Genomic DNA, 14913 nt, shown 5'->3' on the forward strand with positions numbered 1-14913 from the left:
ATAGTTATGGTCAAAATTAAATCTTTTTCCCTCCTTTTTTTTGCGTTTCTCTTTTCTGTTTTCTTTTTGAGACTTTTACATATTGTTAGCGCCAGGCTATTGCCAAGAGCTTGAGGTTTAGTTTTTTGACACTCCCACCGTTAAATCAAAGATTATAATGAGGGATTCTTGATTTAATGACTCTTAACTAGGTAACAAATCAAATAAGCTGAATTGTACCCCCGTCAGACCGTCTCCACAAGCTTTCTTGCTCCGTCTTTACGCTGAGGGAACCTCAGCGCAGGCGGTGCGCTTTTATTTAACGGTGTGCCCCACCGCCATTAATCCTCTATTTCTGATTACTTTTGCAGCAGCTACATCACGATTAACCTGACAACCACAGTTGCTACAATTATGTTTTCTATCCCCAAGGTTTTTCTTGTTTACATAACCACAATTTGGGCATTCTTGAGATGTATAATTCTTATCAACTTTTGCATAATACTTACCTCGACTCCAACAAACATAAGGTAATATTTCATTAATAAACTTACCTATTCCAGAGTCTAGAGATTGCTTTCTGACAATACCTTTAGACCAGGAAGTAAAGTTAATATCTTCAACAAAAATATTATCTGCTAAATCACAAAGTTGATGAGCTAATTTAAAATGCCAGTCACGTCTAGTCTTAGCTATTCTTTCATGTAGCCTAGCTATTTTATTCTGAAGCTTTAACCAATTACTTGACTCTTTAGTTTTATTTTTAAGTCTACGTTGCAGCAAGCTCGCGTAGTTGACAAGAGCAAAAACTTAGGTGATTTAAACAATTGACCTGTAGAAGTTGCTACAAAATTTTCTATTCCTGCATCTATACCTAAAGACTTTTTTTCTACTGGATTATCTGGTACTAACTCTGATGATTGGAAACTAAGAATCAAATAATAAACACTAGCTTTTTTAACTATCCTAGCTTGTTTAGCTACCATATTTTCTGGATATAGTCTGCTTTGCCTTAATTTAACCCAACCTAACTGAGGTAGTTTAAATCTGTTATTACCCAAGCAATTTTTTAACATTGCTGGAAAGACAAAACTCCTCATCCTCTTCTTGAATCTAGGAAAACCTCTACCTAAACTTTTCATATCAACAAATGCTCTATCTAAAGTTTTTAAAGCTTGTTGTAATACTTGAGAATTTTCATGTCGGCTCTTAGCCGAAACTGACTTTAATCTAGGATTAGTTTTCTTAGCTACTGTTAAACTTTTAGCTTGACAATTGTAATTAGGGTAGGGAGCATCAGCAGGAATAATATATTCAGAAATAATTGAACAACTATTAATTAGTGATTTTCTTGAACTTAGCCAGTCTTTCCGCTCTCTCAAAGCATAATTATATACAGTTTTACAAACATCAAGAATCTGATTAATTTCTGCTTCTTGTTGTTTTGTAGGTTTGAGTTTATACTGGTAAGTTAAAGTAATCACGTTGACGATTTTTTTATTTCCTAACCTATTAATAATATCACACAATATTATTAATTATAAACCTTATTAAATATCTCAAAAACCTAGATCAAAGGATTCGCTACCGCTCAATTAATTTGCGTTTTTGTAATTCATCTCACCGCTATAATCTTTGATTTAGCGGGAGTCCTCTTTCAACATTCTCTGATAGAGAATTATTCAGAACAACTAGAAAGGCCAAATCGAATCAAATGTAAAGGAAAAATAAATTACATGATTTTTTGTTAAGTTTTCTGCATAACTCGGAAGTTAAGGTGTTAAGAGATGAACAATTGTTATGAGGGAAAAATATTTCTGAAGTATGTTTATCATTATCTATACTTAGGGTTGAGAAGTTTGTCACAACTGATTAAACTATAGCGTTTCTCAAGTTACTGAGGTACAGTTGTTTTTCTTCTTTTCTATTCCCTACTTCCTAAAAATTACGAATTTTGTACCTCATAAGCATGGGAATTACTATATGACAATCAACCCCCATAACTATTACCAAAATCTCAAGATTAATTATTAAATTAAGATGACATTTCAAACAATAAATCAATCTCAGAAAAAATTATGGCTAGCTGCCATCAAACCACCTATGTATAGTGTAGCTATTATGCCTATATGGGTGGGAACTGCAATAGCTTTCTGGGAAAAAAGTTCGATTAATTGGTCAATTTTTTCAACATTTATCACGTCAGCAATTTTTATTTTAGCCTGGGAAAATATTAGTAATGATGTATTTGACTCAGAAACAGGTATCGATCAAAATAAACACCATTCTTTAGTAAATTTGACAGGAAATAAATCTTTGATGTTCGTCCTGGGTAATTTATTTTTACTGTTGGGAATTTTAGGAATTTTAGGAATTAGTTGGTGGCAAAAAGATTTAACAACGATCGGATTAATATTATTGTGCTGTTTTTTGGGATATATTTATCAAGGTCCTCCTTTTAGGTTAGGATATCAAGGCTTAGGAGAAATTCTCTGTTTTTTTGCTTTCGGTCCTTTGGCAATTTCTGCTGCTTATTATAGTCAAACTAAAAGTTGGTCAATGATAAGTTTGACCGCATCAATAATTATTGGAATTACTACTACTATTATTCTCTTTTGTTCTCATTTTCACCAAGTAAAAGATGACTTAGCGGCAGGGAAGCGATCGCCTATTGTGAGAATGGGAACTAAAGCAGGTTCTCAATTATTAAGTTGGTCTTGTGGAATTGTTTTTGTACTTATTTCTATCTCTGTAGGTTTAGGAATTTTCCCAGTTTGGACTCTGTTAAGTTTTGGTGGTTTACCATTTGCTATTCAGTTATGTCGCCATGTTAGTAATTATCACGACCAACCAGAAAAAGTTAGTAACTGTAAATTTATTGCTGTTTATCTACATTTTTTTAGTGGATTATTATTTGGTTTGGGATTTATTATCTAACACATGGGACATGAGGAACAATTAATAATTAATAGTTACCTCTTCTTTAAAACGGATAGGATTGACTCAAAGGAAAATTTTTCTTTATTATCCCCTTAAAAGAGGAGACTTTAAACCACAATTTTTCGGTTTCGGTAACAGGGAAAAATGGGAAAAGTGTTTCCCTGTCTAAGATTCATAATCACTCTTATTTTTTAAGCAATTCAGTATTTTCTATAGCGTTTCTCAGTCTAATGAGGTACATCATCTTATTTGTTTTCTATTCCCTGTTCCCTAAAACCAACGAATTTTGTACCTCACTCTTCTTGGGAATTGCTATATATAATTTTATGCCCAAAGAAAAAGACGATCCTCAGAAAGCTTAACAATATGTTACAATTAGTCAAACATGACAGTCTATAGCACTTAAAAATTAGGTGTTGTGTTCAAAAGTAATCTGTGAATAGGAATATTAAAAATATGGTTAATAAAGTTCAAAAGAGCGAAAAAGAGTGGAAAGAACAACTTACACCAGAACAGTTCAATGTAACTAGAAAAAAGGGAACTGAAAGACCATTTACAGGGGAATATCACAACAATAAAGAAAAAGGAATATATAAATGTGTTTGTTGTGGTGCTGACTTATTTAGTTCCGAAGAGAAATATGATTCTGGCACAGGTTGGCCGAGTTATTGGGCACCTATTAATCAGGAAAATATCAAAGAAGAAGCTGACTGGAGCTTATTTATGCGAAGAACAGAAATTCTCTGTAGTAATTGTGATGCTCATCTCGGTCATGTTTTCCCTGATGGCCCTCCACCAACTGGATTGCGTTATTGTTTGAATTCTGCTGCGCTGAAGTTTGTTAAGTCTGAGTAAGTAATTGAAAATTATGGTGGTATATTTGCCTCCATAATTTAAAGAAAGGTATACTTTATTATTATAAAATATATAAAACTTACACAAAGGCACTATATATAGTGTATGCTCGATAGAGTGGTTGCTACAAATTTTTAAGCGATCGCCTCAAGACAAATACTATTGTTAAAACCAGGGTCATTTCAGTTATCAGTTATCAGTTATCAGTTATCAGTTATCAGTACCTCTAGCTGTTTGCGGAGCATTCCGTAGGAAAGTAAGAGGCTTGAAGTACGGAATTATTTTTTTATCCCCTTAAAAGGGGAGGCGCATACCCACGATTTTTCGGTAAAAAACATCTATCAAATAAAAATAGCCCTGAATTTTATTGTAGGCTTCTTCAGTTCTTTCCTCAGATAATCTGAGAGTAATTCGTGTTTGATTTTATAAATAGTTTTTCCTATTTTAACTGCATAAAATTCAGCATAGCGATACTTTTAAGGCATCTAATTATATGTAACTTCATAAAAGTTTGGTATTAATATTTTTCTTCTCTTTTTCTTTTGTTTTATTTTTTTTCTTCTTTCTGAATATAACTTTAGCTCGGTGAATTCCGCGTATAAAATCCTGCTTCATCTAAATATTTTAATTTGATGTATCTTTACTTCCTCGTAACAATTTAGCTTTTCTAGTTATTTTTCTTAGGTTCTTTTATCTTTAACCTTTATTTATGCCCACCTAGCTTACAATGACAATTATTAAGTGAGTAAAACTTAAAGATATTTTAAAAAAAATATTAAGAAATAGTTGACAAGTCAAGTAATAAAACTATAATAAAAAGTGACCTAGCTTGATAAAAGGAGAAAGCATAATGAAAAAAGAAAAGAAAAATCTTCTACCTGAACTATCTGCACCAGTACAGCGAAAAGTAACAGGTCAAGAAGTAACAGCTCAAAGCTCAAATAATGGCATAGCTTCATCTATATTTGGTATTCAGGAAAAAAGTGATGGAGTTTACTTAACTTTTGCAGGAAATGATGCAGAGTAGAGTTCTTAAATAATTGCAGATCTAAAGAATACTTCAAAATTTTTTCTCTAACTTTATCACTTTTCACCGATTTTAAATTATGCAAAAGTAAATGAGTGTAGAGAAAAATAACAAAGGGAATAAAAAATTAAAGCTCTTTGAAAAAAACTATAGTCTATTCTTGCCCTATCTAGGGTTTTTTTTTGACAAAATTGACAGAAATATTTCGTTATTATCAACTCAACTATTATTTAACAGGTAAAACTAATAAGCCTGTTATTTTATTACTACATGGATTTATGGGAAGTAGTAATGATTTTTTCAATTTCATTCCCCAATTATGTGAATATTTTTGTTGTCTAACAGTAGACTTACCTGGACATGGGAAAACTATAGTTACTGGCAGTGATGAGTATTACAATATGGAAAATACTGCCATAGCATTGATTAATTTATTGGATGAGTTAAAAATTGATAAATCTTATTTATTTGGTTATTCAATGGGTGGCAGATTAGCTTTATATATGGCAATTAATTTTCCCACTCGATTTAATAAGTTAATATTAGAATCAGCATCCCCAGGATTAAAGACTGAAGTTGAGCGATCGCTTCGTCGTAAATCAGATTTAAAGTTAGTTGATAAGTTAGAAAATAGTAATTTTCAAGAATTTTTATCTAATTGGTATAGTCAAGCATTATTTAAATCTTTGAAGCAAAATAATAACTTTGAGAAAGTCATAGAAAGACGGTTAGAAAATAATCCATTAGAATTAGCAAAGTCTCTCCGAAATTTAGGAACAGGCAATCAACTTTCTCTCTGGGATAAATTATCAAATCATCAGATTCCTACTTTATTAATGGTGGGAGAATTTGATGATAAATTTCAAGCGATTAATTTAAAAATAGCAGAATTATGTCAGGTTGCTCATCTGAAAGTCATTCCTGAATCTGGTCATAATATTCACTGGGAAAATCCTAGAGAATGGATTGAAGGTGTGATAAATTTTTGAGCATGATGAAGTATAAATAAGTCATTCAAAAAAAGCTAAACTTCATAGGAGCCATAAAGCCAGTTGCCGAGAGCATCAGGATTTTTGCCGGTATGAAAATCTTGACTTCGTTGAAGATATTCTTCTCGTGAAAGATAGCCTTTGCCACCTTCATCTAATTTTATAAATGCAGATCTAGCAGTTTCTTCATCTAAATCAATAGCTAGGCAAAATTGTATGTATTCAGATGGAGAAATAATTCCATCATTATCCGCATCAAGGACACTGAAAATAGTATTAGCTTTGTCATCATGGGATGCCTGCATTTCTCGTAAATTAGGAAAATTTTCAACAGATACCTCGACAACTTTATAAGTATTCCTGAAGACTAGCTTTTCCATCACCATTAATATCAGTAGGCTGCCAAAAATTTATCCATATTACCTTAAACTTAGCAAGAAGATTTTCAAATTCTAATGTTCCAAGTTGACAGTCTCGCAATTGAGCAAGATTTTTTGCCTACCTTTGTAAGTCTGCTTCTTCTACATAACTACTACCATCAGCGTCATATACATAAAAATTCTTAGTGTGTTTTTTTTGCCAAAAACTCGGTAAGCATTTTTTTCCTTTGAGAAAGAATAAGATAGGTATGTCACGCCTATAATTGATTGCCGAGTAATTTTCAATAGTCAGATTTAAAATTAACCGATCAATTAAAAATATAAGGATGATTGTGATTTTTAGGTAAATAAATCAGACAGTAAAAATACAACTTTTATAGATGTAACCTAATTTAATAAACACTACTATAAAATTTTATTCTTACCTTGCCATAAAAAGGCAAAAAGGTTAAATTTTTCAAAAAAAATCTTCCCTCAAAAATTATTTACTATCAACTTTTATAGATGTAGTCCAATTTAATTAATACTGCTATATAATCTCTCCTTACCTTGTAAAAAAGAGATAAGGAGGTTAAATTTTTCTAAGAAAACATTCCTCAAAAATTATGTACTACCAACTAAAATTTTCCCTCTACAAAAGGAATTTTAAACAACCTCTCAAAACCAGCCATGGTATCTGGAATATTAGAGAAGGAATTATTTTACAACTAACCAATGAAACTGGGAACATAGGTTTAGGTGAAATTGCTCCTTTAAGTTTGTTTGGCTCTGAAACTTTGTCGGAAGCTTTAGATTTTTGTCACCAGTTACCAACAGAAATTACAGTAGAAACAATTTTATCTATTCCTGAAAATTTACCTGCTTGTAAGTTTGGTTTTGAGTCAGCTTGGGAAAATCTTAGAGAAAGAGAAATAGATCAGAAAGAAGAATTAAAAAGCTCTAATTTTTACAGTGCTTTATTAGCAGAAGGAGAGGCAGCTCTGGAAGTTTTGCAGCCACTATGGCGAGAAGGATATCGTACTTTTAAATGGAAGATAGGAGTTAGTAAAATTCAAACCGAACTACAAATTTTTCAGCAGTTAGCTAAAGCACTTCCTAAAGAAGCAAATCTCAGATTAGATGCTAATGGTGGATTAACTTTTGAGGAGGCAAAACAATGGTTAGAAATATGTGAAAATTTCAATTTAATAGAATTTATAGAACAACCTTTATCTGTCGATAAATTTGAGGAAATGTTGAAATTAAGTCATCAACATTCGACTCCTATCGCTTTAGATGAATCTGTTGCCAACTTTAGTAAAATGCAACAATCTTATCAACAGGGTTGGCGAGGAATATTTTCGATAAAACCTGCTATTTTTGGATCACCTTCGCAACTCCGTAATTTTTGTCAAAATCATACTATTGATGTAGTTTTTTCTTCAGTTTTTGAAACAAAAGTTGGTAGAAAATCAGCACTACGACTTGCGACAGAATTACAATCAAATATTCTCAAAAATCGTGCTTTTGGTTTTGGAATTACCCATTGGTTTGATGAGCAAGAAGAAATATGTTCAACAATTAATAATTAATAATTAATAATTAATAATTAATAATTAATAATAACCTCTCCTTGAAAGCGGATAGGATTGACTAATCATGAAAAATTTTTCTCTCTTGGTCGATTGGATATGGCTCTGGGACCTCACCATCCCACCCTATGGGAAAGCTGCGCTTTTTCCTACGGAATGCTCCGCAAACATGTCGCGTAGCGTTAACGTAGTTATGCGCCAGCAAAACGACCGCCTGTTTCTCCTTTAAAAGAAAGGCTTTAAACCTTAATTATTCGGTAAGACAATTTATGAACCAAATTTTTAACTATCTGAGTAAAAATAGCGATCGACTGATTAGTAATAAAAGTATCGATATCTATTCCATTAGTAAAAAAAAGTTTGAATACTTGAACGAAAATTTTCACCCAGAATCTCCACCAAAGATATTTATATCAGAATCAAAACCCACAGAATTTGTTACCAGTTTTGTTGCTGCCGTTGCTACTGGTTTTCAAGTCTTTCTATGTAATCCAAATTGGGGTAAACAAGAATGGGAACAAGTATTAGAATTAGCACAACCAGACATAATTTTTGGAAATACTCTCGACGAAAATTTTCTAGGAGCAGATATATACAAAAATGATGTATCTCCTCAAAATATAATTTCCCTAAAACCAATACATACTAATAATAATACCAAGGAACTTTTTCAGAAAAATTTGATTATGATTCCTACTGGTGGCTCATCTGGAAAAGTTAAATTTACCATTCACACATGGAAAACATTAATAGCATCAGTGGAAGGTTTCCAAAAATATTTCCAAGTACAAAAAATTAACTCATTTTGTGTTTTACCCTTATATCACGTCAGTGGCTTAATGCAATTCATGCGCTCCTTTATTACTGGAGGAAATTTAGTAATTTTGCCATCATATAAAGAAATTTTCGACAAAAAGGAATGGAATATTAATCCCAATAAATTTTTTATTTCCCTAGTACCAACTCAGTTACAAAAGCTGATACAAAATTCAGAAACAGCAAAATGGTTATCTAATTTTCAGACAGTGCTTTTAGGTGGCGCACCTGCTTGGCAAGAATTATTTGATGTAGCCAGAAAATATCAAATTAAATTAGCACCTACTTACGGAATGACTGAAACTGCTGCTCAAGTTGCTACTCTTAAACCCAAAGATTTTTTGGCAGGAAATAATAGCAACGGTCAAATTTTACCCCACGCAGAAATTATGATTACAAGTGAAAAGAGGGAGATATTAGGTAAAAATCAAATTGGGATTATTAACATCAGAGCTAATTCTTTAGCTTTAGGGTATTATCCTAACTTATTTAATCCTTCTGAAAGTTTTGCGACAGATGATTTAGGATTTTTGGATAACCAAAATTACTTAAATATAGTAGGTCGTCGTAGTCAAAAAATTATTACTGGTGGGGAAAATGTTTTTCCGGCAGAAGTAGAAGCAGCTATTTTGGCAACTGGATTAGTTACTGATGTTTGTGTAATAGGTTTACCAGATAAATATTGGGGTGAAATTGTGACTGCTGTTTATGTTACTGATGAATTAGAAGTTTCTGTAGAAAAGTTTCTGGTTGCAATTAATGGAAAATTGAGTAAGTTTAAGCAGCCTAAATCTTGGGTTAAAGTTGAAAATTTACCTCGTAATTCTCAGGGTAAAATCAATCGGGAATTGTTAAAAAAAAATAGCAATTCAGAAGGAAGAAGGAAGGAAGATTTAGTTATCTAGGAGAGAAGAAGGCTTTAGTTATCTAGGAGAGAAGAAAATCTGAAATTGTCTGAATTTTAAGCTTTTGATATTTCGGCACCTTTCCTTTTTGACTTTTTAACCCATACTAATTCAAGCTCTAATCAAACTGATACCTGACTGCTGAATGCTGAATATTTACCGAATAATTAATAATTAAATAATTCGCCTTTTGAAGCCAACCAAGGGGAAAAAAGCGGTCGATATTCGGAGCTTCCCGTCGGGTGGGATGCATGGGTTTCCTAACTATATCCAATCCACCAAGAGAAAAAATAATATTTCCTTATATTCAATTCCGTAACGGTTAAAACCCGAGGTAATTATCAATTATCAATTAATGAAATAATCTTGCTCTTAACTAAGCAAAATTATTTAATCCTCAACCTATAGCTATGGCTATAGATAGTTAAATATCACTTAAATTATAATTTTTTGATCGCCTCAATTTATGTTGAATTCCAGGTAAAATAAACTGATGAATATCAAATTATCACCCTAGAAACTGGTCAATAAAAAATGACTACTCAAACAGATTCACAAACCCTACTAACTCCCTTGACAATGGGAGACTTAACCCTAAAAAACCGAGTTGTCATGGCTCCAATGACTAGATCGCGAGCAGGCACAGAACGAATGCCCAATGCTATGATGGCCGAATATTATGCTCAACGAGCTGGGGCAGGCTTAATCATTTCAGAGGCAACTGTCATTTCCAAACAAGCTAATGGTTGGCTCAATTCTCCAGGCATTTACTCAGACGAACAGACAGAAGCTTGGAAACAAATTGTAGATGCCGTCCATAGTAAAGGCACTCCTATGTTCCTTCAACTTTGGCACTGTGGACGAGCTTCTCATAGTAGCTTTCACGAAAATGGTCAATTGCCAGTAGCTCCCTCTGCCATTCGGTTGAATCAAGAATACATTCATACTCCCATTGGCAAACAACCATTAGAAACTCCTCGCGCTCTAAAAACAGAAGAGATTCCAGGAATTGTAGAAAATTATCGTTTGGCTGCCGAACGTGCAAAGTTTGCTGGTTTTGATGGAGTAGAAATTCATGGAGCAAATGGTTATTTGATTGACGAATTTCTACAGTCAAAAACCAATCATCGGAGCGATCGCTATGGTGGTAGTTTGGAAAACAGATTTCAGTTTCTCAAAGAAATTGTAGAGTCTATTTTAACTGTCTGGCCTGCTAATAGAGTTGGGGCAAGAATTAGTCCTAATGGTAATTTTAACGATATGGGTTCGTCAGATTTTCGGGAAAATTTTATTTATGTTGCGCAACAGTTAAATAATTACGGGTTAACTTATCTTCATGTAATGGATGGTTTAGCTTTTGGTTATCACGAATTAGGTGAACCGATGGCTTTGGCTGAGTTTCGAGAGGTGTTTTCCAACACTCTTATAGGAAATTGTGGATATACTCAAGAAACTGCTGAAACAGCAATTAAAGCTGGAAATGGGGACTTAATTGCTTTTGGGCGACCTTTTATTAGTAATCCAGATTTAGTAGAACGTTTTGCGAATAATTGGCCTCTTAATCCAACTGCTGATGTGAAAATGTGGTATTCATTTGACAAGGAAGGATATATTGATTTTTCTACTTATCAATAATCCTTAGTAATTAGTAATTAGGGTTTACTGAAAAAGTCTTTTAGTAGAGGTAGGAGATAGGAGACAGGAAAAATGGGAATTTAGAGAAGGTAGAAGTAATAATTGTCCCTTGATTTTTCTGCCCAACTCTTGCCTAAAATACTCATTTTTTTAACTTAAGCTTGCTGAAAAGCTCATACTTTTTCAAGACATAAAAAGCCTAAAACAAATATCAGTCAATGCTTTGATATTTAATTAGCAAACCCTAATTGAATTTCATACATTTATTCAGCAACACCTAAACGCCTTTTTTCTTCCTTCTTCCTTCTTCCTTCTTCTGTTAATTTCTACCAACAATTTCTCTAACTCGATAAATAGGTCGTTCTTGAGATTCGTGATAAGTTCGCATCAGTAACTCTGCCAATAAACCAAAACTAAATAATTGTAAACCTGTAAGTAATAAGACAACAACTAAAATTAGTAGAGGGCGATCGCCAATCTCTTCATTAAAGCCAAATTTTAAGATAGTTAAATAAATCCCAAAAAGTAAGCCTAAACCTCCAGAAATCAAGCCCAACATTCCAAAAACGTGCATCGGTCTAGTGAGGAATTTTTTCATAAAAAATACTGTTAATAAATCCATCACAACTCGAAAAGTTCGCCCTAAACCATACTTACTTTGACCATAGCGACGAGCATAATGTTTGACAGGTATTTCTGCAATTCTTGCCCCTTCAATAAAAGCTAAAGCTGGTAAAAATCGATGTAATTCACCATAGAGATTCATATCAGTAATTAATTCCAAACGATAAGCTTTTAAGGAACAACCATAATCATGTAAATTTACCCCTGTAACTTTACCAATTATCCAGTTAGCAATTTTAGAAGGAAGTAGTCTTGTCACAGCATCATCCTGCCTATTTTTTCGCCATCCACTCACTAAATCATAACCTTCATCTAGCTTAGATAATAATAGTGGAATATCAGCCGGATCGTTTTGTAAATCTCCATCCAAAGTCACAACTATTTTGCCCGTAGCATACTTAAACCCAGCTGCCATAGCTGCAGTTTGCCCATAATTTCGGCGGAGAATTACTGCTTTTAAATCTGTACGTTTTTGAGCTAATTCTGTTAGTAGTTTTGTCGAACCATCCTGAGAACCATCATCTACACAGATAATTTCATAAGTAAGTTTATTTTCTGTCAAAGCAGTGGAAATTTTTTCTAGTAATTGGGGAATACTATCGACTTCATTATAAATAGGTGTAACTATAGATAAATCTAGTTGAGTAGGAGCGCTTTTATGTAGCCCCATCTCTGGAGTAGATAGGTGGTTACTCATTATTAATTATCCTATTGTTTGATCGAGTTTAATTTAAGTCTAAGTAAGTAGGCATTAAAATTTTTCCCTATGTAAAAAAATGTAAAAAACCTCTAAACTCAATTTTTTGGAGGACCTTGGAGTTAGTATACAAATCTTAATGTAGTTAAGATTTTTCATGTCTACCTACTTATCACTATCAAGTATATATACTAACAATATTAATCAGTTGGTGAGGGCTTCTACAGGACAAAAGTAACATACTTTTTAATAAATTATATAACCTAATTTTTGCAGCCAGGAAATATAGCTTATGTTAAGTGCTTTTCAGAGGTTGATTGATCCTATCAAAAAAAAGGAATGGTTCCCTATTTTATTGATTCTTATTTTAGCGTGTTGTTTGTACTTTTACAGAATAAATTATCGAGGTCTATGGATAGATGAATTTTTCAGTATTAGGGATGGGATGCGGATGGCTTTTAATAAGGGTAGGCTACTCTACTATGCTCTTTTAAATCTATGGATTAACATTTCTGATAATGAAGTATGGTTGAGAGTTCCAGCTATTATTTTTGCATTGTTATCTGTATATATAATTTATAGATTAGGCAATGACTTTTTTAGTAAAAAAGTTGGTATTATTGCAGCATTTTTACTCACTATTTCTCCATTATTTATCAATCATGCTCAAGAAATTAGATACTATACAATGAGTGTTTGCCTAGGGCTTTGTGGCTGTCTTGGTCTTGCACATTCTCTGAAGCAACCAGATAAAAAACTTCCACGATTTATATGGGTTTTAGGTAGAATTTTATCCTTTTACACTACACCTTTAAATGCAGCCTTTTTGGTGCCAGATATTCTGATTTTATTGCTTAAGTTTAAGTTTAAAATTTCTAGATTAATCAGTTATCTAGTTCTATATTTAACAATCATTGTTGCTAGTATTCCTGTAGCTATTTCTGTGAAAAGTTATTCAGGCTCACATCGAGTGATTTTACCAATTCCTGGTGTAAAAGAAATCTTCCGAGAGTTAAGAATAATGACTGTGTTTGCTCACCCTCCAGCACCACCTTATACACAATTATTGATTCAAGTTGTAACTTTAATTGTTGCTGTAGTTATTCTGGCTGCAATTATCAAAAAACCTCTTACTCAGGAAGTTGTATGGGTAGCTTCATGGGGAATTATACCTGCTGCATCTATTTTTGTTTTTTCTAATGTATTCTACTCGATCTGGAATAGTCGTTACCTAATCATTTCTCAGCCATACTTTATATTACTGTTGGCAATTGGCTTTTTTAAGATTTTGGATTGGCAAAAAATAATTGGAGTAGTGCTGGCTGTAATATATATGTTGGCCGTTAGTTTAGGCTTGATAACTTATTATACAAGCTCGCAAAGATACATGGGAGCATTAGACCACTACAGACCAGTAGCACAATTGATTGAAAGTCAAGATAGAGAAGGTGACATAATCATGTACTCTACATTTCATGGTAATTCTTTCCCTATAAATGGCGGTTCTTTTCCTCTAGCTTACTATTATCGAGGTTCTGCACCTATATATGTGGATAAAAGGGAAAAAACAGATAAATCAAATCTTCCAAACTATTTGAAAAATTGGGTTGTAAGTCTACCTCCTACATACTCACGTATATGGTTTATCTATTATGGAGGAGATATGAACATTTTTAAGTCTGTATTTGCAGAACAATTTACAATTGAATCACAGGAAATTATTGGAAATGCAAATATATTATTGCTAATTCCTAAGTTAGATAAAAAATGATTATGCTGAATACTGACACAGTTTAGAGAGGAAAGGCAAAGAGTTAACATTTATCAACTGAGTTATTTTTGTACTTTATGAAAAAAGTTTTGTCGATCATTAAACCTTATTTGCGGTGGATTATTTTAGGATTAACTCTATTTTTTCTAGCTAAAACTCTCAAAGACAACTGGGAACAAGTGCTGGAAATTAGGATTAGTGATTCTGGCTGGGTAAGTTTAGGAGCTGCTTTGATCGTTACAACAATGGCTCATGTATGGTCAGCAGTTGTCTGGTTTTGGATTATTAAAGAGTTTCATCAAAAAGTTAATTTACGCTGGGCAATTAGAGTATATCTACTGACAAATATTGCTAAGTATTTGCCTGGAAATATCTGGCATTTTTATGGTCGAATTAATGCAACAAAAAAAGTAGGAGTACCTGTTGAAATTGCAATTTTAAGTGTGTTAATAGAACCACTTTTAATGGCGGCTGCAGCTTTAGGTATCGCTTTAGTTGGTTCCACTCAAGAAAGTTTATTTTTGCAAGCTCTGTGTTTTTGCCTAGTTATTTTTAGTGTTCATCCACGAATTTTAAATCCAGTAATTAAATTTTTAGCTAAAATCAAATTAAAAGCCAGCAAATCTAATTTAGAGCCAACTACTGAATTAAAATTAGAGCGCTATTTAATCAAGCCTTTTCTGGGAGAAATTTGTTTCGTTTTGATTCGAGGTTCTGGATTTTT

Annotated in this window: 13 protein-coding genes; 9 read left to right on the plus strand and 4 right to left on the minus strand. The window is 32.9% G+C overall.

The features are described from left to right. Positions 1–294: 294 nt before the first annotated feature. Both AC3DU7_RS02065 and AC3DU7_RS02070 read right to left on the minus strand, forming a co-directional pair. Entirely contained in the window at positions 295–762 is a 468-nt protein-coding gene (locus AC3DU7_RS02065) for an RNA-guided endonuclease InsQ/TnpB family protein (RefSeq protein ID WP_488037706.1), read from the minus strand. Beyond that, complete coding sequence (locus AC3DU7_RS02070) at positions 711–1508, minus strand: RNA-guided endonuclease InsQ/TnpB family protein (protein WP_488037707.1); 798 nt, start codon at positions 1506–1508, stop codon at positions 711–713. The genes AC3DU7_RS02065 and AC3DU7_RS02070 overlap by 52 nt, the downstream gene beginning before the upstream one ends. A gap of 511 nt (positions 1509–2019) precedes the next feature. On the opposite strand from AC3DU7_RS02070, the gene menA reads away from it, so the two are divergent. The 4 genes from menA to menH all read left to right on the plus strand — a co-directional run bounded on the left by menA (position 2020) and on the right by menH (position 5790). After that, the gene (gene menA / locus AC3DU7_RS02075) at positions 2020–2916 is read left to right on the plus strand and encodes a 2-carboxy-1,4-naphthoquinone phytyltransferase (protein ID WP_488037708.1); all 897 of its coding nucleotides are present in this window, start codon (positions 2020–2022) and stop codon (positions 2914–2916) included. Positions 2917–3375: 459 nt separating this feature from the next. Next, positions 3376–3774 (plus strand): peptide-methionine (R)-S-oxide reductase MsrB, encoded by a 399-nt coding sequence (gene msrB, locus AC3DU7_RS02080; protein WP_488037709.1) that lies wholly within the window; start codon positions 3376–3378, stop codon positions 3772–3774. A gap of 850 nt (positions 3775–4624) precedes the next feature. Next, positions 4625–4801: an anacyclamide/piricyclamide family prenylated cyclic peptide gene (locus AC3DU7_RS02085; RefSeq protein ID WP_488037710.1), complete on the plus strand. Its 177-nt coding sequence runs from the start codon at positions 4625–4627 to the stop codon at positions 4799–4801. A gap of 182 nt (positions 4802–4983) precedes the next feature. Then, the gene (gene menH / locus AC3DU7_RS02090) at positions 4984–5790 is read left to right on the plus strand and encodes a 2-succinyl-6-hydroxy-2,4-cyclohexadiene-1-carboxylate synthase (RefSeq protein WP_488037711.1); all 807 of its coding nucleotides are present in this window, start codon (positions 4984–4986) and stop codon (positions 5788–5790) included. Between the two features lie 35 nt (positions 5791–5825). On the opposite strand, the gene AC3DU7_RS02095 is transcribed toward menH, so the two are convergent. Continuing rightward, entirely contained in the window at positions 5826–6176 is a 351-nt protein-coding gene (locus AC3DU7_RS02095) for an EF-hand domain-containing protein (RefSeq protein ID WP_488037712.1), read from the minus strand. Positions 6177–6775: 599 nt separating this feature from the next. Here AC3DU7_RS02095 and AC3DU7_RS02100 point away from each other — a divergent pair. The 3 genes from AC3DU7_RS02100 (at position 6776) to AC3DU7_RS02110 (ending at position 11097) form a co-directional block, all read left to right on the plus strand. After that, positions 6776–7741, plus strand: coding sequence for an o-succinylbenzoate synthase (locus AC3DU7_RS02100; protein ID WP_488037713.1), 966 nt, complete (start codon positions 6776–6778; stop codon positions 7739–7741). A 269-nt stretch (positions 7742–8010) separates the two neighbouring features. After that, a complete protein-coding gene (locus AC3DU7_RS02105) occupies positions 8011–9462 on the plus strand; it encodes a 2-succinylbenzoate--CoA ligase (RefSeq protein WP_488037714.1) in 1452 nt (483 codons plus the stop codon). Between the two features lie 534 nt (positions 9463–9996). Continuing rightward, positions 9997–11097: an alkene reductase gene (locus AC3DU7_RS02110; RefSeq protein ID WP_488037715.1), complete on the plus strand. Its 1101-nt coding sequence runs from the start codon at positions 9997–9999 to the stop codon at positions 11095–11097. A 319-nt stretch (positions 11098–11416) separates the two neighbouring features. Here the strand turns inward: AC3DU7_RS02110 and AC3DU7_RS02115 are convergent, their stop codons facing one another. Further along, positions 11417–12418, minus strand: a complete 1002-nt coding sequence (locus AC3DU7_RS02115; RefSeq protein WP_488037716.1) for a glycosyltransferase family 2 protein — start codon at positions 12416–12418, stop codon at positions 11417–11419. A 292-nt stretch (positions 12419–12710) separates the two neighbouring features. Between AC3DU7_RS02115 and AC3DU7_RS02120 the strand changes: the two genes are divergently transcribed. Together AC3DU7_RS02120 and AC3DU7_RS02125 are read left to right on the plus strand one after the other, a co-directional pair. Next, positions 12711–14189 carry a glycosyltransferase family 39 protein gene (locus AC3DU7_RS02120; protein ID WP_488037717.1) on the plus strand — a complete coding sequence of 493 codons (1479 nt, stop codon included), beginning with the start codon at positions 12711–12713 and terminating at the stop codon, positions 14187–14189. Positions 14190–14278: 89 nt separating this feature from the next. Beyond that, on the plus strand, positions 14279–14913 hold a 635-nt coding region (locus AC3DU7_RS02125), incomplete at its 3' end, for a UPF0104 family protein (protein ID WP_488037718.1).

Source organism: Okeania sp. (assembly GCF_983059655.1).